The organism is Pseudomonas sp. CBZ-4 (genome assembly GCF_000346755.1).
Classification (GTDB): domain Bacteria; phylum Pseudomonadota; class Gammaproteobacteria; order Pseudomonadales; family Pseudomonadaceae; genus Aquipseudomonas.
This window is the reverse complement of sequence record NZ_ANNV01000164.1, coordinates 43,887-65,154: the sequence shown is the minus strand read 5'-3', so window position 1 is coordinate 65,154 and position 21,268 is coordinate 43,887. Positions and strand designations below refer to the sequence as shown.

Genomic DNA, 21,268 nt, shown 5'->3' with positions numbered 1-21,268 from the left:
CACCGTGGATCGGCGGCGTGGCCAAGGGTGGAAACCGGCTTGGCTGGGGCGGCGTCATCCTATCCATTAGGGAAACTCCACTTCGCGCAACGGGTGCATGCTTTCCGGGACCGGAAGGGTTAGTCCTTTGGCATCCGTCTTCCACTTGTTTATTCGGCCATCTTTACCGACCAATCGATAGTCATAGGTCGGCAACTTGTTCCCCCATTCGTCCACAATGAGGTACTGCCCGAAACCGGGTTTGTCCGGGACGGGGAGCCATTCGGGCAATAACTGTGGGCGGCGGTCTGGGCACTTGTGGTAGGTCCAGGGGGAAAGGCAATCGCCGGCGCGGCCGGTGCGTAGGCTTTGGAGTTTTAGGAAGTCGGGTTTGGAGCGGCCATCGGCTACGACACTGCCGTCGGGATAGGTGAACGCTGTGTAGTTACCTTCCTTTATCTCCTTTGGTTGTGCAGATAAAACGCGAAAGTCCGAATGCAGTATGGGCTCGAAATAGATATGGCGAGCCTGCAACGCTTGGTACTTCAGATATATACGGCCCTCCCCCGCCAGACTGATGTGTTTTTTATAACCGCCTATAAATGCTTCACTCAACCAAGGGTAATAATCCTTCCGGATTCTCAGATCCCCATCGACGATGAAGTCCGCCCCACCCCGTGGTGAATTATTGTGGTCGAATATCACAACGACACCGCCGCCGCCCCCCCAAATCACGTTCTCACCAAAACGGGTCAGGTCGGCATACTCCACGCCAAAGGTCACATTCGCCAGGTGCCAGCGGCACGCACCGCCCCCATCCTTTGGTAGCTCTACTTGGTAGAGATCGCTCTGTCCTTGACGTTCCAACTCCTTGTAAACCGAGTGATAGCCATCCCGCTCGGTGCGTTGGCCGCTGGCTCCAGTGCCGATGTGTTTACAGGTGGCCGAACGATACATGACCCACATGGTTTTATTTTTCAGTCCCTCAGGCAGCTTTACCGTCACGCTTATCTTTTCACTGTCGGCAGGCGGTGACAGGCTGTAGTCCTGACGGCAACCACCAAGGAATAAAAAAAATGCACATAACAAAACAGTCAACCGAGCGGTTCTGACTAGGCACTTAAGCGAGTTGATTTGCTTAACCATAGGTTTTCTCGTAATAGGCCCGTGGATCGGCGATGGCATCAAAACGCTCTAGTGCTTCGTTGCCTCCATCGGCTTGCTTTGTGACACGCAGGGCTTTATCCACCAGGCGTTGCAAGTCGAGAAACACACGATTGCGCGCCAACTCCTCTTCAGGAACACGCCCGTAGTAATCCTTGATCTGTTGTTCGAATTTGCGTCGTTGTATCTGGCGTTCCAGCAAGGGTTCACGCGCGGGGTTGATGGACTCCAGCAGTTGGTTGTGGATATAGGGTTGGTACTGCGACATGAAGTGGTCACCAATCCGCAACATGCGACCCACTGGGGTGTTGCTGTAGTGTGGAAAGTACCGGGCACGGTTTTCAGGACTCAGCGAAGCGTTAAAAAGCTGCGTGGCCTCCTCGGCCTCATGCTCATCGGTTTCACTGAGACTGGGCACCAGATACAGCTTGGCTTTTTCAGGTAATGCAGCAGTGATCGTGCCGCGAATGGGTGCGCCATCCGGCCTACGATAGGCAGGGTATGCCACGATCTCTTGGTAGTGGTGTTGTTCCGCCCTGAAGAACATGGCGATCTTGCCGTGATGGCTAAACGCATTTTCATGTTTGACCACCATCCCTTGTGCGGCTTTTTGTAGCGACCGGCCGAACCCTAGTGTCGTGCCAATTGGTCCGAAGGCGTTATAGAGATCGTTGTCCAGATCGGCTTCGGGGGGTACGCGTGGGATCAAATCAGTGTCGTTGACATGGCGGAAGTGCCAAAGGTCGCCCAGGTATTGCACGGCGAGAAGGGTGAAGGTGCGGGGCATGCCGTAGGTGTAAAGGAGGGGGTTGTGTTTCAGCAGCGAGGCCGCGTGGATTAGGCCGAGAGCACCGCCGAGGCTGTGGCCGCAGATGAATAGTTTTTTCTTACCAATCCCCTCAAGAATCGTCTTACCTAACTCCACAGTATAAATTCTTCTCGCCACTTCAAAGGCATCACGAAAACCAAGGTGTACACTGCCCAACGAAGTCAGGTCCGGACAAGGAACCTTGGGTTCACAAAGTGCTGAAATCTCCGGCCTTACTGGACGAAAAGTCGCATCGGTAATTAGGTCTGCGAGCCCCTCCATTTCAGTACCGCGCCAGGCCACCAAGACCTGCGATGCACTGACAGCATAAAACAGCTGAGTATGCCCTTCAGGCGGGACCGCCTTAGCAGTGTCCAGAGGTTCGACTTCTAAATAACGATCACGGAACGGAACATCCTCCACGACACAGGGCCACGCCTGACCACTATCCCAAACACGCGGCGTACGCGATAAATCCAGACATTGGCGTTCGAAAAGCTCCTTCACCGAACCCAGGTCGCCTTCACCCCGATTGCTATACGCCAAAATACTCATCAACCCCAGGTTGTAAGCATTCACCAGGCTGTACTCCTCCTGATGATGCAAAACCAGCGACCAAGCACGAAACGGGCAGACTTCCAGCACATGCCGACGGTCCAACTGATCCCCGCTCACAGTGAAACCACTGAACGTCTCATCAGGAAAGTGAAACGCAGGAAGCTGACTCGGATCAGCCAACGGTGGCTGGAAGATGGGCCGCCGATCGCATAACTGCCCGATTCTCAAATATTGGTAGTCGTGACCTTTCGCAAGCGCCGCCTTTTCAACCGGCGAAAAACCCGCGCGCTGTGGCCCATACAACGGCGTACGGTCACCTACTCCCGGACGGCGTGGCTCTGCACGTACAGCACGTAGGCGCCGGGTCTGCAGTTGCTCGGCCAGCAGGTCTGCTCCCACCCACAACGTAATGGGCAGGGGATGCAGACCCTCGAGACGAATCACGCCCTCGGCATCGGTATAGCCCGCGAATTCAGGCACATAGCCCCCACGCGAAGCCTCATTCGCCGCGCGATAAGGCAGACTCGCCAAAGGTTGGCCTAGTTCGTCCACCAACTGGAACTCGGCCCAATGCTGTATCTGCTTGCCGCAAATAACGTCCTTGAAGGGATTGAGCGTATCCGTGTAATGCAATGAGTCGTTCATACCAGTCCTTGATCGGAGAGTGGTACGCGCGAGGCAGTCGAGTTGCGAGTTGAACAGAGCGTCGTGCCTGCCAAGACGTGGCGAGAACAAACACCCTGTATTACGCAGGAAGTCATCCCTTTACCCCTGAGCGCGTGAAAGCCCAAAGAGTAAAGAGTCGCTATCAACGATGAATGTCAGAAGATTCGACTTTAAAAGACCGACCCTTCCCAATCACCCCTCAAAACCTACAAACCATCGATATGCCGGTAATCAATCCTCAACCCCGCAGCCAGCGCTTGCGCCCGCCCCAACCTGACCGGCCCGCGCTCGATATCCACCAGCAACCCAGGGCAGTCCAACAGCGGCAATCCGTCGATAGCCTTGAGTCGCCCATCGGTAATCACCAGCAACCGCTGCTGCTCCGCCGGATAGCGCTTGCGCCGTGCCACCAGCCAATGCCCGGCTTCGGTCAGCGCTGCGAGCAGCGGTGTGCCGCCGCCTGCCCCCAGTTGTTCCAGCCAGCCGGTCAGGCCTTTGGCCGCCTTGAGGCCTTGCACCTGCCATTTTGGCGATTGCCCACTGGCCGTCAGCAACGCCATGCGTGCGCGCTGGCGGTAGGCGTCGTCAAACAATTGGGCCAACAAGCCCTTCGCCTCGGTCAATGCGTGATAGCGGCGGGTGGAGGCCGAGGCGTCGACGATCACCAGCCACAATTCGTGGGCCGAGCGGCTGCGTAGGTGAAACAGCAAGTCGTCCCGCGTTTGCGGACGGCCGCCGAGCAAGGTGCCCGGCCAATTGATCGACCCCTGTTGCGCGCTGCGAGCCTTGCCGTGCCGGCCTTTCTCGACGCGTCCTGCCTTGGGTCGGGCATCCGCCCCCGCGTCAGGTCGAGGGCGAATGCCTAGGGCTTTTTTGGCCAGGCAGGGACTTCCCGGCGTGCGCCCGTGGGCAAGGCCGGTGCGGGCATGTCGCCCCATTGGCCTTGGCCGGGCGAAGTATCGGAGGGTTTGGGCGATTGCCCCTGGTTCGGTGGACTGGCCGGTGGAGAGTGCTCCTGGCGACGATGGCGCAAGGCAAACTCCGCGACGGCTTCGATATCTTCCTCGCTGATCGCGTCAGCACCGCGCCAAGCCGCGTGGGCCCGGGCGCCACGCAGCCAGACCAGGTCCGCGCGCAAGCCGTCGACACCGGCGGCAAAACAGCGCTCGGTGATCTGCGCCAAGGCCTGGTCATCCAACTCGATTACATCGAGCCGCGCCCGTGCCTCAGTGCAACGCGCCTGTAGAGCGGCTTGCTGCTCGGCCCACTGTGCGCAGAACGCCACCGGATCGCTGTCGAAGTCCAGGCGGCGACGGATGATCTGCCCCCGCTCCGCTGGCAAGGTCTGCCCGCTCAAGGCCACGTTGAATCCGAAGCGGTCGAGCAGTTGCGGACGCAACTCGCCCTCCTCCGGGTTCATCGTGCCAATCAGTACGAAACGTGCCGAATGGCGATGGGAAATACCGTCACGCTCAATCAGATTGGTGCCGCTGGCGGCCACGTCCAGCAGCAAGTCCACCAAGTGGTCGGCCAGTAGATTGACTTCATCGACATACAGCACGCCACCATCGGCCTTGGCCAGTACGCCCGGCGAAAACTGCGCCCGGCCCTCGCCCAGCGCAGCATCCAGATCCAAGGTGCCGACCAGGCGCTCTTCGGTCGCGCCCAGCGGCAAGGTGACAAACTGGCCGCTGGCCAACAGGTCAGCCAGGCCCCGCGCCAAGGTGGACTTGGCCATGCCGCGCGGGCCTTCGATCAGCACGCCGCCGATCTTCGGGTCGATGGCGGTCAGGCAAAGCGCCAGTTTCAATTCGTCGGCGCCGACCACGGCGGACAGCGGGAAATGGGGGATCTCAGTCATCAGCTGTCTTCTTCTATATCCAGCAACAGGTTTTCCAACGCTTCGCGGTAGGCCCCAGGCTCTTGCCACATGCCGCGTTGCTGGGCTTCAAGCATGCGTTCGGTCATGTCGCGCAGGGCATCGGGGTTGTGCTGTTGCACAAAGGCGCGGGTGGCGGGGTCGAGCAAATAGGCATCGGCGAGCAAGGCGTATTGGTGATCGTCGATCAGCGCGGTGGTGGCGTCGAAGGCGAACAGGTTGTCCACGGTCGCGGCCATTTCAAACGCACCCTTATAGCCGTGGCGCTTCACGCCTTCGATCCACTTGGGGTTGGCGGCGCGGGAACGGATCACCCGGTTCAGCTCTTCCTTCAAGGTGCGGATTCTCGGCAAGTCGGGCTGGCTATGGTCGCCATGGTAACTGGCGGCCTTTTCACCGCTCAGGGTTTCCACGGCGGCGAGCATGCCACCCTGGAACTGGTAATAGTCGTTGGAGTCGAGCAGGTCGTGCTCGCGGTTGTCCTGGTTCTGCAATACGGCCTGCACCTGGCTCAAGCGCTGGGCGAATTGTTCGCGGGCGGCGGTGCCTTCGTCGGTGCCGCCGTAGGCATAACCGCCCCAGTTCAGGTACACCTCGGCCAGGTCCTCGCGGCTTTGCCACAGGCGACCATCGACCGCGCCCTGCACGCCCGCGCCATAGGCACCGGGCTTGGCACCAAAGATGCGCCAGCCGGCCTGTTTCGCGGCGGCCTCTTCGTCCAGGCCGGACTGGATCAACGCTGCCCGCTCGCTGCGCACCTTGGCGGCCAGTGGATTCATGTCGTCCGGCTCATCCAACGCCGCCACCGCCTGCACCGCCGCATCAAACAGGCGGATCAGGTTGGCAAAGGCATCACGGAAGAACCCGGACACCCGCAGCGTCACGTCAACCCGTGGGCGATCCAGCAGGCTGATCGGCAGGATTTCAAAGTCATCCACCCGCTGGCTGCCGGTCGCCCACACCGGGCGCACGCCCATCAGCGCCATGGCCTGGGCAATATCGTCGCCACCGGTGCGCATGGTGGCCGTGCCCCATACCGACAAGCCGAGTTGGCGCAGATGGTCGCCGTGGTCCTGCAAGTGCCGCTCAAGAATCAGGTTGGCGGATTGAAAACCGATGCGCCAGGCCGTGGTGGTCGGCAGGTTGCGCACGTCCACGGTGAAGAAGTTACGCCCGGTGGGCAGCACATCCAGACGCCCGCGACTCGGCGCACCGCTTGGCCCCGCCGGCACGAAACGGCCGCCCAGGGCATCCAGCAAACCGCGCATTTCTGCGGGGCCGCAGGCATCCAGGCGTGGCGCGACGACGATGCGCAGGCTCTCAATGACGGCCTTCACGTCCTCCCAACCGGGCTCTTCAAGCTGTTCAAGCGGGCCTTCCAGTGCCTGCTCGATCAACCGCGCCGCATACAATTCCAGACGCTCACGGGTGTCCCCGGCTGTACGCCACAACTGCGGATCGATGTTTTGCAACACCTGCGGACGGCGGCCGGTCCAGGGTTCGGCGAGGGCACAATCCAACGGATCGAAACCCAGCTCGAACGCCTTGGCCAATACCCGCAGCACACTCGATTGCGCGCCACGCCCATCGCCACGGGGGATGCGCAACAACGCCAGTAATGTGTCGATGCGCAAACGGCCCTCGGGCGACTCGCCGAAGATATGCAGGCCGTCGCGGATCTGCGACTCCTTCAAGTCACACAGGTAGGTGTCGAGGCGCGGCAGCCAGATGGCGGCGTCGGCATCGTTGTCCAGCTCAAGCTCCTGGTCGATACGGGTTTCGCGCACCAGCTTGAGAATGTCTTTTTGCAGCTCAAGGGCGCGGCGCGGGTCCAGTAACTGCGCTTCGTAATATTCGTCGGCCAACAACTCCAGGTCGCGCAATGGGCCGTAGGTTTCGGCACGGGTCAGCGGCGGCATCAGGTGGTCGATGATCACCGCCTGGGTGCGCCGCTTGGCCTGGGCGCCCTCGCCGGGGTCGTTGACGATAAACGGGTAGATATTCGGCAATGGCCCCAGCAGCGCGTCGGGCCAGCAGTGCTGCGACAGGCCGACGCCCTTGCCCGGCAGCCATTCCAGGTTGCCGTGCTTGCCGACGTGGATCACGCCGTGGGCGCCGTAGGTGTGACGCAGCCAGAAATAGAACGCCAGGTAGGCGTGGGGCGGCACCAGGTCCGGGTCGTGATACACCGCGCTGGCGTCCACCTGGTAACCCCGCGCCGGCTGGATGCCGACGAAGGTCAGGCCCAGGCGCAGGCCGGCGATCATCATGCGGCCGTCGCGGCACATCGGGTCGTTATGGGGCGTGCCCCAGCGCGCCAATACCGCCTGCTGGTTGGCTTCAGGCAACCTTTTGAACATCGCCTCATAGTCGTCAAGCCCCAGGCTTTGGTGGCACGGGCGCAGATCGAGGCTGTCGAGGTCGTTGGTCACGCCGCCGAGCAAGTCATGGACCAGTGCCGTGCCGCTCGGTGGCAAGTCGGCAGGCAGCGGATACCCTTCGGCTTGCAAGGCGCGCAGGATATTCAACGCCGCTGCCGGTGTGTCCAGGCCCACGCCGTTGCCGATCCGGCCATCGCGGGTCGGGTAGTTGGCGAGGATCAGCGCGACGCGTTTTTCACTGTTGGGCACCCGCGCCAATTCGACCCAACGCCGCGCCAGCTCGGCGACAAAATCCATGCGTTCGGGCGCCGCGCGATAACACACAACGTCCGACTGGCTGCGCTCGCTGCGCCAGGCCAGGTCCTTGAAGCTGATCGGCCGGCTGATGATGCGTCCGTCCAGCTCCGGCAAGGCAATATGCATCGCCAAATCCCGCGGGCCGAGGCCTTGTTCGCTGGCCTGCCAGCCCGGTTCGTTGTCTTGGGCGCAAATCGCCTGGATCACCGGGATATTGCGGCGAAACGGCCGCAAGTGTGGGGCTTCAGGGCTGGACTGGGCAAAGCCGGTGGTGTTCAGGATCACCGTCGCGCCCACCTCATCCAGCAGGTCCTCGACCACCGTCAGGCAGCCAGGCTCTTTCAAACTGGCCACCGCCATCGGCAGCGGATTTAGGCCCGCCGCCTGCAAGCGCTGGCAGAACACATCGATAAAACCGGTATTGGCCGCCTGCAAATGGGAGCGGTAGAACAGCACCGCCGCCACTGGCCATTCGGCGTGCCAGTCCGCCTGCCAGTCATTCAGGCGGGCGTTGGCTTTGTGCGGGTGATAAATCGCCGTGCGCGGCAAGGTTTGCGGCTCGGCCCAGGCGTAGTCGCGGCCCAGGTAGGTACTGGCCAGGCAGCGATAGAAATCCAGCGCATTGTCCAAGCCACCCTGGCGCAGGAAGTGCCACAGGCGGTCGCGTTCTGGCACACCGACGGTGCTCAGGCTGCTGAGTTCCGGGTCCGGGCGATCATCCCCCGGCACCAGGATCAGTTGCACGCCGCGCTCGGCCAATTCCACCAGACGCTCGATGCCGTAACGCCAATAGCCGATGCCGCCATGCAACGAGATGAGGATGACCTTGGCATGGCGCAGCACTTCATCGACGTACAGGTCGACCGACGCGTGGTTCTGCACCTGCATCGGGTTGGCCAGGCGCAGGCTCGGGTAGTCGTCGGGCAACTGCTGGGCCGCTTCGGCCAGCAGTGCCAGGCTGGAATCACCGCTGCACAGGATCACCAGTTCAGCGGGGGTTTGGCCAAGGTCGGCAATATTGTCGTCCGAGACGAAACCACCGGGCTGGGTCCTGAGCAGGTGCATGGGTTAAACGCTGAGGGCAGCGCGCAATTGCGCTTCGAGGCCCGCCGCGTCGAGGTCTTGGCCGATCAACACCAGGCGGGTAATGCGTGCTTCGTCGGCTGCCCAGGCGCGGTCGAAATGTTTGTCGAAACGCGTGCCCACGCCCTGGATCAGCAGGCGCATAGGTTTGTTCGGGATCGCGGCGAAACCTTTGACACGCAGGATGCCGTGTTGCACCACCAGTTGGGTCAAGGCGTCGAGCAGCAGCGCTTCGTCGGCTTGTGGCAGGTCGATGGAGATCGAATCGAAGGCATCGTGATCGTGATCGTCTTCACCTTCGTGGTGATGATCGTGATGGCTGTGACGGCCGTCGATGTGTTCTTCGGAGCCGGCACCCAGGCCGATCAGCACGTCCAGCGGCAGGCGACCGCTGCTGGCTTCGATGATCTTGACCGCAGGCGGCAGCTCTTCGGCGACTTCCAGGCGTACGCGGGCCAGGTCTTCGGCGCTGATCAGGTCGGATTTGTTGAGGATCACCAGGTCGGCGCTGGCCAGTTGGTCGGCGAACAGCTCGTGCAGTGGCGATTCGTGGTCCAGGTTCGGGTCGAGTTTGCGCTGGGCGTCGACTTGGTCCGGGAATGCGGCGAAGGTGCCGGCGGCCACGGCCGGGCTGTCGACCACGGTGATCACCGCGTCAACCGTGCAGGCGCTGCGGATTTCCGGCCACTGGAAGGCTTGCACCAGCGGCTTTGGCAGGGCCAGGCCGGAGGTTTCGATGAGGATATGATCGAGGTCGCCGCGACGGGCGACCAATTCGCGCATCACCGGGAAGAACTCTTCCTGCACGGTGCAGCACAGGCAGCCGTTGGCCAGTTCATACACGCGGCCGTTGGCTTCTTCCTCGGTGCAACCGATGGAGCACTGCTTGAGGATTTCACCGTCAATGCCCAGCTCGCCGAACTCGTTGACGATCACGGCGATGCGACGGCCCTGGGCGTTGTCGAGCATATGGCGCAGCAAGGTGGTTTTGCCCGAGCCGAGGAAGCCGGTAACGATGGTGACGGGGAGTTTGGCCAGTGTTTTCATCGGATGCCCTTGGGGGCGGGCATACGGGACGATAGGCCCTGCGACGGCGCGCAGCAGCGGATTTCGTCACCGGATCACCCCGCCCGGTTGAATTGAAAAATCGGTTGCGAGGCAGGTCTCCTGGCTTGGGGCTTGCCGGTCTTGCGACCGGCGCTGATTGCGCCTTCCCGCCGGTTTGGCAGTGGCGTGGCAGTCAGATGAACCCTTTACAGTTGCGGGGGCAGCCGCGGCTTGGACCGCGTTCCCTTCTTAGCTTCGGCCTGGGCTGAAGAACCTCGAGGGTGCAAGGCTACGCAGTGCTTGGGGGATGGTCAATGATGGGGTTGGGTTGGTTTGGCTTGTGTACATATCCGTTGCTGCGGTAACGGCGGCTCAGGGTTCCGCCCTTACGGCGGGTCACTTTTGGAAAAGAGCCCCAATAGTAACCAAAAGGGCTCTTGCCCCAACACTCGGCACCTCGCCTAGGCTCGGTGTGCCCGTAATCCGACATGGATTTGGGGGGGCGCCTAAGATCAAAATCAAAAGCAAAAGCGAGGCGGCCTAGTAGCCGACCTGATCGATGAAGCGTACGCGTTCCCCTGTGGGAGCTGGCTTGCCTGCGATGGCATCAACTGGGTGTGCCTGATGTACCGAGTTGTCTGCATCGCAGGCAAGCCAGCTCCCACAGTTGCCGGTTCCCACAGTTGTTACTTTGGGGCTTTTCCAAAGTGACCCGCCGTAAGGGCGGACCCCAAGTGGCCGTTACCTAAAAAACGGATATGTACACCACCAAAGCCAAAACCCACATCCCAATTGACTCCCCTCCCACCCCCATGCTCTCCTACACATCTTGTTTCGGGTGCCCTGCAAAGGGTGAAACGGGAAACCGGTGCGTCATAGCGATATGACCAGTCCGGTGCTGCCCCCGCAACGGTAAGCGAGCGAAACGTCATATCCACTGTGCCAGACAGCATGGGAAGGCGACGTTTTCAGGCATTGAGCCCCTCGCAAGCCCGGAGACCGGCCCGAAAAAATCAGATAACAAACCCGCGGTGGGCGGGCGCTGTTCAGAACCCGCGTGCCTGGCTCGCGGGGTTTTCATGCGCTCGCTTCACCCTGACACCTGAAAGGGACGCGCCATGTCGATCATCAGCAGCACCTCGCACTCCACCAGCAGCACCTCTACCCTGAGCCAACGCCTGACCGCCGCCATCGGTGCGTCGATCCTCGGCGCGTGCCTGGTGTATTTCGCCGGTTTCTCCCATATCGAGGCCGTGCATAACGCCGCCCACGATACCCGCCACAGCGCCGCGTTCCCGTGCCACTGAGACCTGCCGACATGATCAAGCGTATTGCGCAAACCGCAGGTTTCACCGGCCTTGCGGCCGCCCTGCTGCTGACCCTGCTGCAAAGCTTCTGGGTCGCCCCGCTGATTTTGCAGGCGGAAACCTTTGAAAAAGCCCCGGCCGCCACCGAAGTGGCGCATGAACACGCCGCGGGGGCTGCCGCCCATACCCATGACGCCGAAGCCTGGGAGCCGGAAGACGGCTGGCAGCGCGTGCTGTCCACCACGGGTGGCAACCTGGTGGTCGCCGTCGGCTTTGCGCTGATGCTGGCCGGCCTGTACACCCTGCGTGCACCGACCCGCACGGCCCAGGGGCTGCTGTGGGGGCTGGCCGGTTATGCAACCTTCGTGCTGGCGCCGACCCTGGGCCTGCCACCTGAGTTGCCAGGCACGGCGGCCGCTGATCTCGCGCTGCGCCAGACCTGGTGGATCGGTACCGCCGCGTCCACCGCAGCCGGTATCGCGCTGATCGTATTCGGGCGCAACTGGCTGCTCAAGGCACTAGGCGCAGCGATCCTGGCAGTGCCCCATGTGATTGGCGCACCACAACCGGAAGTGCATTCGATGCTCGCACCGGAAGCCCTGGAAGCGCAGTTCAAGATCGCTTCGCAGCTGACCAACGTCGCCTTCTGGCTGGCTTTGGGCCTGATCAGCGCCTGGCTGTTCCGCCGCAACCGCAGCGATCAATACTCGGCATGACCCTGGTAGTCGGCCTGGGTTGCCAGCGGGGTTGTGAGGTTCAGACCCTGCTGGGCCTGCTTGACTCCGCCCTCGCCGAGGGCGGTATCGAGCGTCACCGCATCACCGCGTTGGCGAGTATCGACCGCAAAAGCGATGAGCCCGGATTGCTGGCCCTGGCCGCAGCGTTGAAGCTACCCCTGCACTGTTTCACCGCGCCGCAGTTGGCAATATATGCCGACCGCTTGAGCCACAAATCCGTCGTCGCCTTCACCCATACCGGTTGTTACGGCATTGCCGAAAGCGCCGCGCTGGCCGTGGCAGAACACCTCGCCGGCAGCCCTGCCCGCCTGCTGATCACCCGCCAAAAAACCACCCAGGCGACCTTTGCCTTGGCGTGCGCTGACTAAAAACCCGATAATTGCCCTTCTCGATCATGAGCAATCTTCATGCTCGCCCGCTTTTCAACAGGAATCTCCCATGACCGTCTACTTCATCGGCGCAGGCCCCGGCGACCCGGAATTGATCACCGTCAAAGGCCAGCGGCTGATCCGCAGATGCCCGGTGATCATCTATGCCGGCTCACTGGTGCCAGCGGCGGTACTGGAAGGCCATCAGGCAGAAACCCTGGTCAACAGCGCCGAACTGCACCTGGAACAGATCATCGATTTGATCAAGGCGGCCCATGCAAACGGCCAGGATGTGGCACGCGTGCACTCCGGCGATCCGAGCCTGTACGGGGCGATTGGCGAGCAGATCCGTCATTTGCGCGAGTTGGGCATCCCCTTTCAGATCATCCCCGGCGTAACGGCCATTGCCGCCTGCGCGGCGCTGCTGGAGGCAGAACTGACCCTGCCGGATATCGCCCAGAGCGTGATTCTGACCCGCTATCCCGACAAAACCAGCATGCCGGCCGGTGAGGATTTTGCCAGCCTGGCCCGCCACGGCACGACCATGGCGATTCACCTCGGGGTCAACCATCTGGAAAAAATCGTTGCCGAACTGCTGCCGCACTATGGCGCCGATTGCCCGATTGCCGTGGTGCATCGGGCGACGTGGCCGGATCAGGATTGGGCGGTTGGCACATTGAGCGATATTGCCGAGAAGGTAGCGGCCAAGGGGTTTCGGCGCACGGCGTTGATCGTGGTGGGCCGGGTGTTGGCCAGTGACAGCTTCAGTGAATCGTCGCTGTACCGGGCAGGCCACGCGCACCTTTACCGCCCCTGAGCCTATCCAGAGATCAATGCAAAACCCTGTGGGAGCCGGGCTTGCCCGCGATGGCGGTGTGCCAGGCAGTACATGTGTCTGCTGATGCACCGCTATCGCAGGCAAGCCAGCTCCCACAGTTGATCTTCTTCGTTAGGTAGATAGCGCAAGACATTGAAAAATAAACATAAAAAAACGGCGCTCACGGGGCGCCGTTTTTTCTTCGCAGTGAACGCCTTACTCAGTAGTAGGCGTTTTCTTTCTGCGTGTGGTCGGTCACGTCACGTACACCCTTGAGCTCTGGAATACGTTCCAGCAGCGTGCGCTCGATGCCTTCGCGCAGGGTCACGTCCGCCTGGCCGCAGCCCTGGCAGCCGCCGCCGAACTTGAGCACGGCAATGCCGTCGTCCACGACGTCGATCAGGCTGACCTGGCCGCCGTGGCTGGCCAAGCCCGGGTTGATCTCGGTTTGCAGGTAGTAGTTGATGCGCTCGTTCACCGGGCTGTCGGCGTTGACGTTTGGCACCTTGGCGTTGGGCGCCTTGATGGTCAACTGGCCGCCCATGCGATCGGTGGCGTAGTCAACCACGGCGTCGTCAAGGAAGGCTTCGCTGAAGGCGTCGATGTAGGCGGTGAAGCTTTTCAGCCCCAGCGCGGTGTCTTCAGGTTTCTCTTCCCCCGGCTTGCAGTAGGCAATGCACGTCTCGGCGTACTGGGTGCCAGGCTGGGTGATAAAGACGCGGATGCCGATACCCGGGGTGTTCTGCTTGGACAGCAGGTCAGCCAGGTAATCGTGGGCGGCGTCGGTAATGGTTATGGCAGTCATGGAAACTCCTCACAGGCTTGCCGGCAGTTTACGCCAAAATATTACGCAGGTACAAAGTCCTAGTATTTTTGTCGGGAAAGGGCAGTCGACTCATCGACACCCAGCCAGCGTTGGAACCCGCGATACGTGCGTTTCTCCAACCACTCGTAGCTCAAAAATGCGCCAAACGCCGTCACCAGGAGGCAAAACGGCAGGACCGCATAGGGATCTATGCCCGTGCGCTCAACGACCCACCGACCAGCGCACAACACCAGCACGTGGATCAAATACACTGAATAGGAGCAGTCCCCGAGCCGCTTCAAAAAGCGCAAATCCTTGAAGTAAGGCTCCAGCGTCACGCAACTGATGACCAATAACGCGCTTGGCACTCCCCACTCCAACGCACGCGGCACATTCGCTCCATGCCAAATCGCCACCAGTGCAACGACGATGCCCAACAAAGGCAACCATGCCTTGGCCCGACACAGGCCGCGCCGATACAGCATGCCAATCCCAATGCCCATCAGAAACTCAAAGACCATGTCATTGCTGTAGAACCCGTCAGCAAAGTCCAGGGCGGGGGCAACGATGTAACACACGAGATACAGCAGCGCTGCCACCACCCCCAATCGATAGGCCCCACGCACCAGCAAGGCACAGGCGAACAGCAGATAGAACAACATCTCGAAGTTCAGGGTCCAGCCCACATCCAGCAGCGGATAGACGCCAAAACCCGCGGGATTTTCGGCCGGGATAAACAGCATCGACAAGAGCATGTGACCCGGTTCGAATCGAACCTCTGGAATCAGCGAAGGCACCGCCACCGCCAGAAAGGCCATGAGCAGGGTATAGAACCAATACGCCGGGGCGATCCGTGCCACGCGCATGAGCATGAAACGCCAAGGTGTCAGCGCCTTGTCGGCGGTGGCGAGAAAAATCACCAGGCCGCTGATGACAAAGAATACATCCACCCCGATGCCGCCTTTGTCGGCGAACAGGTAGGCCAGCGGGTTATCGACCTCAAAATTGAAGAACACCTGGGTAAAGTGATGCCCCACCACCACCCACGCCGCCAAGGCCCGAAGCGCCTGCACTGAAATCAACATCATCGGCTTACCTTTTCCAAGTCCCGCGAGGTAGATATCCGACTGCTTCAGCGCCCGTTTAGAGAGATGACCGGATCACGTGCACCGTTATAGGTTCTCGTAGCGGTTCATGTCCAACACACCCTCTTCCACCGGCGTGGTTTCGCGAATGTACTGCGATAAATCGTGGAAGTACTGCCAGAACAACGGATGACTGCGGCGTACGCCCCAGCGATCGACAATTTTCTCAAAGCGCTTGGCATCCTTGGCCCGTTCCATTTCAGCGACAAACTCGGGCACATCCTGCGCCGGGATGTTGAACATGAAGTTCGGGTAGCTGCTCAGCACCCCAGGATAGATGGTCACCGTGTCCAGGCCCGGCTGATAGCGATAGGCCTCACCCAGCAGGAAGGCGACGTTACTGTGGGCGCGGTTGCGCAGCATGCTGTAGACCACACGCTTGCCGCTGGCGGTTTCGACCCGCAGCATGGTCGCTTCGGGCAGTTGGTCGATGACCTTGAGGCCCGCTGCCGGACGCGACGTCAGGCGGCTCAGCGCTTGTTCGGCGTCTTGCAAGGCCGGGTCGATGCCGTCACGCGAACAAAAGGCGCCCGCGCAACGGTTGATCGGGTCCGGGCTGGCGTCGAGGTCGCCGTAACGGGCCAGCAACTGGTTGGCAAAGTCGCGCTTCGGGTCCTTGGCGTCCAGGTGCAGGCCAGTGGGCTTGTCGTCGTCAATGGCTTCGTAGTCCAGCCATAGCTTGAGCTTGCCGCTGTTCTGGTACCAGTCATCGAGGAAGTCATCGCGGGAATTCGCCGGCATCAGCCGCAGGAAGTTCTGCTCGGCGCCGTTGCGGATCAGGTCGAAATACAGCCGCGTCTGGGCCTGGTGCGAAACGTTGCCGAACACGTCGAAATTCACCGCCAACTGATAATAGGTGCGCTCCAGCAGCGGGTAGTCGAACAGCCACATCGTTTGCGGGACTTCGCCGATCAAGCCCTTGTTCACCGAGGCGCTGTCGAAGTGGCGGAAGATGCTCAGCAACGCGTTGTCGTTACCGGCCCACAGGCTTGACCAGCTGGGCGGCGGCACATCGGCATAGCTGTCGCGGCGCAGGGCCTCGTATTCGTTGCGCTTGTCACGGTAGGCCAGCCACAGGCTCAGCACACTGCCCACATCGTCGTTCTGCCCCGGCATGGCCAGCAAGGGCGTGGCCTGGCCGCGATAGCGCGCATCGGTGATGTACAGGTCGTGGTCGGGGTCCTGGAACAGGGTCCAGAAGTTGTCGCGGATCACATCCGTGGCGATCTGCCCACGGCACACCGGCCCGCGAATGAACGTGCGCACGAAGTATTCGGCGTTATCCAGCATGAACTGGTAACGCGCCTTGGCCGGGATCGCTTCAAAGGTTTCGAACGGGTTGGCGCGACGGCCCGGCCCGTAACCCGGCAACGCGTTGACCTGCCAGTCGCCGGCGTAGAACAGCTCCTTGATACGCGCCATCTTCTCGGCACTGAAGGGGTACGTGATGTGGGTTTTATGCACGATCACGCCCTGCACTGGCCACAGGCGGTAGTACACGCGGGTGCCCGGGTCATCGTTCGGGCGACGGGTGGCGATCAGGTCGATCGGCTGGCCACTGGGCGTGCGCGAACGCACCCATTGGAAGAAATGCCCCGGCTCGCCGTTTTCAAAATAGATGTGCGCAAGGAACAGATGCTCGAACAACCAACGCGCCACCAGGCTTTCCCGGGCGCCGGGCTGGTTGAGCAGGTTTTCCCACTGCTGCACTTGCAGGGCTTCCTTGGCGCTGGGCGCCAGGCCTTGTTCGTCAATCGGCGCGTCGGACGCAAGCCAGCGTTGCAGGGTCTGGTACTGCTGGTCGGTCAGGCCGGTGACAGCCAACGGCATGCCTTCCTTGGGATGGGCACCGGCGTAGGCGTTGAACTCGCCGGGCGTGGCGCACATGTTTTCGCGGTTGAGCCCCAGCACGATCTCTTCGGGCAACTTGGCATTGGGTTGCAGCGGCGCGTTGTGGCCCAGCTCCAGCATGCGCGCCATCAGCGCCGCCTGGCTGCCCTGGGCGTCCAGCACTGAGTAGAAACCCTTTTGCTGCCAGGCTTGTTTGCCAAAGGCGTCGTAGAACAGGCGCGTCGTCGGCGTGGCCTGGCTGCGCTCGCCGTCGTACACCGGCATCTTGCTCGCGCCACGGGCCGCGCCCTCGGCACTGCCCAGGTTGAGTTGGCAGGCGGAGTCGTAGCAGGCGTGGCACGCCACGCACTTCTCGGTGAAGATCGGCTGCACATCGCGGGTGTAGGAAATCGCCGGGGCGGGAGCTGCTGCCTGGGCGGTGCTGGCGATCAAGGCCAGGACGGCGCTGACGATAAGACGAAATGACATGTACCCGGTCCCGATTCAATGCGTGCGCTGAAAATTTGCCGGTGATTCTACCGGGCCACACCCCCAAGCAACATGAACGATATTCATGCAAAACCTGCACGTGCTCCAAATCGGCACAGGTTTGCTATGATTCACGCCCTCCGTAATGCCTGACCTAGAGTAGTCCCATGTCCGATCGTAGCGTTCGTCTGCAAGCCCTTCATCAAGCCCTCAAGGAACGTATCCTGATCCTCGACGGTGGTATGGGCACGATGATCCAGAGCTACAAACTGGAAGAAGAAGACTACCGTGGCAAACGCTTCGCCGACTGGCCCAGCGACGTCAAGGGTAACAACGACCTGTTGGTGCTCACCCGTCCCGACGTGATCGGCGGCATCGAAAAGGCCTACCTGGATGCCGGTGCCGACATTCTTGAAACCAACACCTTCAACGCCACGCGCATCTCCATGGCCGACTACGGCATGGAAGAACTGGCCTATGAGCTGAACGTCGAAGGCGCACGCCTGGCACGCAAGATCGCCGACGCCAAGACCGCCGAAAACCCCGACAAGCCGCGCTTCGTCGCCGGCGTACTCGGCCCGACCAGCCGCACCTGCTCGCTGTCGCCAGACGTGAACAACCCCGGCTACCGCAACGTGACTTTCGATGAACTGGTGGAAAACTACACCGAGGCCACCCGAGGCCTGATCGAAGGCGGCGCCGACCTGATCCTGATCGAAACCATCTTCGACACCCTCAACGCCAAGGCGGCGATCTTCGCCGTGCAGGGCGTGTTCGAAGCGCTGAACATCGAACTGCCGATCATGATCTCCGGCACCATCACCGACGCCTCCGGCCGTACCCTGTCGGGCCAGACCACCGAAGCGTTCTGGAACTCCGTCGCCCACGCCAAGCCGATTTCCGTGGGCCTGAACTGCGCCCTGGGCGCCAGCGAACTGCGTCCCTACCTGGAAGAGTTGTCGAACAAGGCGAACACCCACGTATCCGCGCACCCCAATGCCGGCCTGCCCAACGAATTCGGCGAGTACGACGAACTGCCGTCGGAAACCGCCAAGGTCATCGAAGAATTCGCCCAGAGCGGCTTCCTCAATATCGTCGGCGGCTGCTGCGGCACCACGCCGGGGCACATCGAGGCCATCGCCAAGGCCGTGGCCGGTTATGCGCCGCGCCCGATCCCGGACATTCCCAAGGCTTGCCGCCTGTCGGGCCTGGAGCCGTTCACCATTGATCGCAGCTCGCTGTTCGTCAACGTCGGCGAACGCACCAACATTACCGGTTCCGCGCGTTTCGCCCGGCTGATCCGCGAAGACAACTACACCGAAGCCCTCGAAGTAGCCCTGCAGCAGGTGGAAGCCGGCGCCCAGATCATCGACATCAACATGGACGAGGGCATGCTCGATTCGAAGAAGGCCATGGTGACCTTCCTCAATCTGATCGCCGGCGAGCCGGATATCTCCCGCGTGCCGATCATGATCGACTCCTCCAAGTGGGAAGTGATCGAAGCCGGCCTGAAGTGCATCCAGGGCAAGGGCATCGTCAACTCCATCAGCATGAAGGAAGGCGTCGAGCAGTTCATCCACCACGCCAAGCTGTGCAAGCGCTACGGCGCGGCAGTGGTGGTGATGGCCTTCGACGAAGCCGGCCAGGCCGACACCGAAGCGCGCAAGAAAGAGATCTGCAAACGCTCCTACGACATCCTGGTCAATGAAGTCGGCTTCCCGCCGGAAGACATCATTTTCGACCCGAACATCTTCGCGGTCGCCACCGGTATCGAAGAGCACAACAACTACGCCGTCGATTTCATCAACGCCTGTGCCTATATCCGCGACGAACTGCCGTACGCGCTGACCTCCGGTGGCGTGTCCAACGTGTCGTTCTCGTTCCGCGGCAACAACCCGGTGCGTGAAGCGATCCACTCGGTGTTCCTGCTGTATGCGATCCGCAATGGCCTGACCATGGGTATCGTCAACGCTGGCCAACTGGAGATCTACGACCAGATCCCGGCCGAGCTGCGTGACGCCGTGGAAGACGTGGTGCTCAACCGCACGCCGGACGGCACCGACGCCCTCCTCGCCATCGCCGACAAGTACAAGGGCGACGGCAGCGTAAAAGAAGCCGAAACCGAGGAATGGCGCGGCTGGGAAGTCAACAAGCGCCTGGAACACGCACTGGTCAAGGGCATCACCACCCATATCGTTGAAGACACCGAAGAATCGCGGCAGTCGTTCGCACGCCCGATCGAAGTGATCGAAGGCCCGCTGATGTCCGGCATGAACATCGTTGGCGACCTGTTTGGCGCGGGCAAAATGTTCCTGCCGCAGGTGGTGAAATCCGCCCGCGTGATGAAGCAGGCCGTGGCCCACTTGATCCCGTTCATCGAGCTGGAAAAAGGCGACAAGCCGGAGGCCAAGGGCAAGATCCTGATGGCCACGGTCAAAGGCGATGTGCATGACATCGGCAAGAACATCGTCGGCGTGGTGTTGGGTTGCAACGGCTATGACATCGTCGACCTGGGTGTGATGGTGCCCGCCGAGAAGATCCTGCAAGTGGCCAAGGAGCAGAAGTGCGACATCATCGGGCTGTCCGGCCTGATCACGCCGTCGTTGGACGAGATGGTGCATGTGGCCCGCGAGATGCAGCGCCAGGACTTCCATCTGCCCTTGATGATTGGTGGCGCCACCACGTCCAAGGCGCACACGGCGGTGAAGATCGAGCCCAAGTACAGCAACGATGCCGTGATCTACGTGACCGACGCCTCCCGTGCGGTGGGCGTGGCCACGCAGTTGCTGTCCAAGGAATTGAAGGCCGGTTTCGTCGAGAAAACCCGCCTGGAGTATATCGACGTGCGTGAGCGCACTTCGAACCGCAGCGCCCGCACCGAGCGCCTGAGCTACCCGGCAGCCATCGCCAAGAAGCCGCAGTTCGACTGGAGCAGCTACACCCCGGTGACGCCGACCTTTACCGGCGCCAAGGTGTTGGACAACATCGACCTCAAGGTGCTGGCCGAATACATCGACTGGACTCCGTTCTTTATTTCCTGGGACCTGGCGGGCAAGTTCCCACGCATCCTCACCGACGAGGTTGTAGGCGAAGCGGCGACCGCGCTGTACGCCGATGCCCAGGAAATGCTCGCCAAGCTGATCGACGAAAAGCTCATCAGCGCCCGCGCGGTGTTTGGCTTCTGGCCGGCCAACCAGGTCAAGGACGATGACCTGGAAGTCTATGGCGATGATGGCCAGCCACTGGCGACCTTGCATCACCTGCGCCAGCAGATCATCAAGACCGACGGCAAGCCGAACTTCTCCCTGGCCGACTTCGTTGCGCCAAAAGACAGCGGCGTGACCGACTACGTGGGCGGCTTCATCACCACCGCCGGCATCGGCGCCGAGGAAGTGGCCAAGGCGTATCAGGACGCGGGCGACGATTACAACTCGATCATGGTCAAGGCCCTGGCCGATCGCCTGGCCGAAGCCTGCGCCGAGTGGCTGCACCAGCAGGTGCGTAAAGACTATTGGGGCTACGCCAAGGACGAGCAACTGGACAACGAGGCGCTGATCAAGGAGCAGTACAGCGGCATCCGCCCTGCCCCGGGCTACCCGGCGTGCCCGGATCACACCGAGAAAGGCACCTTGTTCCAACTGCTCGATCCCGAAGCGCGGGAAATGGAAGCCGGCCGCAGCGGCGTGTTCCTTACCGAGCACTACGCGATGTTCCCGGCAGCGGCGGTCAGCGGCTGGTACTTCGCGCACCCGCAGGCGCAGTACTTTGCCGTGGGCAAGATCGACAAGGACCAGGTGGCGAGCTACACCGCGCGTAAAGGCCAGGACCTGGCCGTGACCGAACGTTGGTTGGCGCCGAACCTGGGTTACGACAACTAAGCCCTGGTGGATTGTCTATGCTGTCCCTCA

14 protein-coding genes and 2 riboswitches are annotated in these 21,268 nt (G+C 61.4%); of the genes, 5 read left to right on the top strand and 9 right to left on the bottom strand.

Annotated elements, in window-relative coordinates; translation table 11 throughout:
• Window positions 1-66: 66 nt before the first annotated feature.
• From B348_RS0124130 to cobW, 6 genes are all read right to left on the bottom strand, one after another.
• On the bottom strand, window positions 67-1,125 hold the full coding sequence (locus B348_RS0124130) for a hypothetical protein (RefSeq protein ID WP_017738600.1): 1,059 nt from the start codon (window positions 1,123-1,125) through the stop codon (window positions 67-69).
• The gene (locus B348_RS0124125) at window positions 1,118-3,154 is read right to left on the bottom strand and encodes a lipase family protein (RefSeq protein ID WP_017738599.1); all 2,037 of its coding nucleotides are present in this window, start codon (window positions 3,152-3,154) and stop codon (window positions 1,118-1,120) included. Before B348_RS0124125 ends, B348_RS0124130 begins: the two co-directional genes overlap by 8 nt.
• A 227-nt stretch (window positions 3,155-3,381) precedes the next feature.
• Window positions 3,382-4,113, bottom strand: coding sequence for a VWA domain-containing protein (locus B348_RS0124120; protein ID WP_081609282.1), 732 nt, complete (start codon window positions 4,111-4,113; stop codon window positions 3,382-3,384).
• Window positions 4,038-5,036, bottom strand: coding sequence for an ATP-binding protein (locus tag B348_RS0124115; protein ID WP_017738597.1), 999 nt, complete (start codon window positions 5,034-5,036; stop codon window positions 4,038-4,040). The genes B348_RS0124120 and B348_RS0124115 overlap by 76 nt, the downstream gene beginning before the upstream one ends.
• Complete coding sequence (gene cobN, locus B348_RS0124110) at window positions 5,036-8,797, bottom strand: cobaltochelatase subunit CobN (RefSeq protein ID WP_017738596.1); 3,762 nt, start codon at window positions 8,795-8,797, stop codon at window positions 5,036-5,038. The genes B348_RS0124115 and cobN overlap by 1 nt, the downstream gene beginning before the upstream one ends.
• A gap of 3 nt (window positions 8,798-8,800) precedes the next feature.
• Window positions 8,801-9,862 (bottom strand): cobalamin biosynthesis protein CobW, encoded by a 1,062-nt coding sequence (cobW, locus tag B348_RS0124105; protein WP_017738595.1) that lies wholly within the window; start codon window positions 9,860-9,862, stop codon window positions 8,801-8,803.
• Between the two features lie 92 nt (window positions 9,863-9,954).
• Window positions 9,955-10,155, bottom strand: a riboswitch (cobalamin riboswitch).
• 526 nt (window positions 10,156-10,681) lie between these two features.
• A riboswitch (cobalamin riboswitch) is annotated at window positions 10,682-10,885 on the top strand.
• Between the two features lie 95 nt (window positions 10,886-10,980).
• Between cobW and B348_RS0124100 the strand changes: the two genes are divergently transcribed.
• The 4 genes from B348_RS0124100 (at window position 10,981) to cobM (ending at window position 13,091) form a co-directional block, all read left to right on the top strand.
• Window positions 10,981-11,169 carry a CbtB-domain containing protein gene (locus B348_RS0124100; RefSeq protein ID WP_017738594.1) on the top strand — a complete coding sequence of 63 codons (189 nt, stop codon included), beginning with the start codon at window positions 10,981-10,983 and terminating at the stop codon, window positions 11,167-11,169.
• 11 nt (window positions 11,170-11,180) lie between these two features.
• Window positions 11,181-11,885 (top strand): CbtA family protein, encoded by a 705-nt coding sequence (locus B348_RS0124095; RefSeq protein WP_017738593.1) that lies wholly within the window; start codon window positions 11,181-11,183, stop codon window positions 11,883-11,885.
• Window positions 11,882-12,274 (top strand): cobalamin biosynthesis protein, encoded by a 393-nt coding sequence (locus tag B348_RS0124090; RefSeq protein ID WP_017738592.1) that lies wholly within the window; start codon window positions 11,882-11,884, stop codon window positions 12,272-12,274. Before B348_RS0124095 ends, B348_RS0124090 begins: the two co-directional genes overlap by 4 nt.
• A gap of 70 nt (window positions 12,275-12,344) precedes the next feature.
• On the top strand, window positions 12,345-13,091 hold the full coding sequence (cobM, locus tag B348_RS0124085) for a precorrin-4 C(11)-methyltransferase (RefSeq protein WP_017738591.1): 747 nt from the start codon (window positions 12,345-12,347) through the stop codon (window positions 13,089-13,091).
• Between the two features lie 220 nt (window positions 13,092-13,311).
• On the opposite strand, the gene nfuA is transcribed toward cobM, so the two are convergent.
• From nfuA to B348_RS0124070, 3 genes are all read right to left on the bottom strand, one after another.
• A complete protein-coding gene (gene nfuA, locus B348_RS0124080; protein ID WP_003190728.1) occupies window positions 13,312-13,896 on the bottom strand; it encodes a Fe-S biogenesis protein NfuA in 585 nt (194 codons plus the stop codon).
• 59 nt (window positions 13,897-13,955) lie between these two features.
• Complete coding sequence (locus B348_RS0124075; RefSeq protein WP_026137024.1) at window positions 13,956-14,981, bottom strand: acyltransferase; 1,026 nt, start codon at window positions 14,979-14,981, stop codon at window positions 13,956-13,958.
• Window positions 14,982-15,068: 87 nt separating this feature from the next.
• On the bottom strand, window positions 15,069-17,360 hold the full coding sequence (locus tag B348_RS0124070) for a fatty acid cis/trans isomerase (RefSeq protein ID WP_017738589.1): 2,292 nt from the start codon (window positions 17,358-17,360) through the stop codon (window positions 15,069-15,071).
• A gap of 167 nt (window positions 17,361-17,527) precedes the next feature.
• Between B348_RS0124070 and metH the strand changes: the two genes are divergently transcribed.
• On the top strand, window positions 17,528-21,238 hold the full coding sequence (metH, locus tag B348_RS0124065; RefSeq protein WP_017738588.1) for a methionine synthase: 3,711 nt from the start codon (window positions 17,528-17,530) through the stop codon (window positions 21,236-21,238).
• Window positions 21,239-21,268: the final 30 nt, after the last annotated feature.

Bases quoted from the DNA above. Each gene is read 5' to 3' on its own strand.
- cobM (WP_017738591.1), top strand. From the start codon at position 12,345: ATGACCGTCTACTTCATCGGCGCAGGCCCCGGCGACCCGGAATTGATC.
- metH (WP_017738588.1), top strand. From the start codon at position 17,528: ATGTCCGATCGTAGCGTTCGTCTGCAAGCCCTTCATCAAGCCCTCAAG.
- B348_RS0124120 (WP_081609282.1), bottom strand. From the start codon at position 4,113: ATGGGGCGACATGCCCGCACCGGCCTTGCCCACGGGCGCACGCCGGGA.
- B348_RS0124100 (WP_017738594.1), top strand. From the start codon at position 10,981: ATGTCGATCATCAGCAGCACCTCGCACTCCACCAGCAGCACCTCTACC.
- B348_RS0124125 (WP_017738599.1), bottom strand. From the start codon at position 3,154: ATGAACGACTCATTGCATTACACGGATACGCTCAATCCCTTCAAGGAC.
- nfuA (WP_003190728.1), bottom strand. From the start codon at position 13,896: ATGACTGCCATAACCATTACCGACGCCGCCCACGATTACCTGGCTGAC.
- B348_RS0124130 (WP_017738600.1), bottom strand. From the start codon at position 1,125: ATGGTTAAGCAAATCAACTCGCTTAAGTGCCTAGTCAGAACCGCTCGG.
- B348_RS0124070 (WP_017738589.1), bottom strand. From the start codon at position 17,360: ATGTCATTTCGTCTTATCGTCAGCGCCGTCCTGGCCTTGATCGCCAGC.
- B348_RS0124075 (WP_026137024.1), bottom strand. From the start codon at position 14,981: ATGTTGATTTCAGTGCAGGCGCTTCGGGCCTTGGCGGCGTGGGTGGTG.
- cobW (WP_017738595.1), bottom strand. From the start codon at position 9,862: ATGAAAACACTGGCCAAACTCCCCGTCACCATCGTTACCGGCTTCCTC.
- B348_RS0124095 (WP_017738593.1), top strand. From the start codon at position 11,181: ATGATCAAGCGTATTGCGCAAACCGCAGGTTTCACCGGCCTTGCGGCC.
- cobN (WP_017738596.1), bottom strand. From the start codon at position 8,797: ATGCACCTGCTCAGGACCCAGCCCGGTGGTTTCGTCTCGGACGACAAT.
- B348_RS0124090 (WP_017738592.1), top strand. From the start codon at position 11,882: ATGACCCTGGTAGTCGGCCTGGGTTGCCAGCGGGGTTGTGAGGTTCAG.
- B348_RS0124115 (WP_017738597.1), bottom strand. From the start codon at position 5,036: ATGACTGAGATCCCCCATTTCCCGCTGTCCGCCGTGGTCGGCGCCGAC.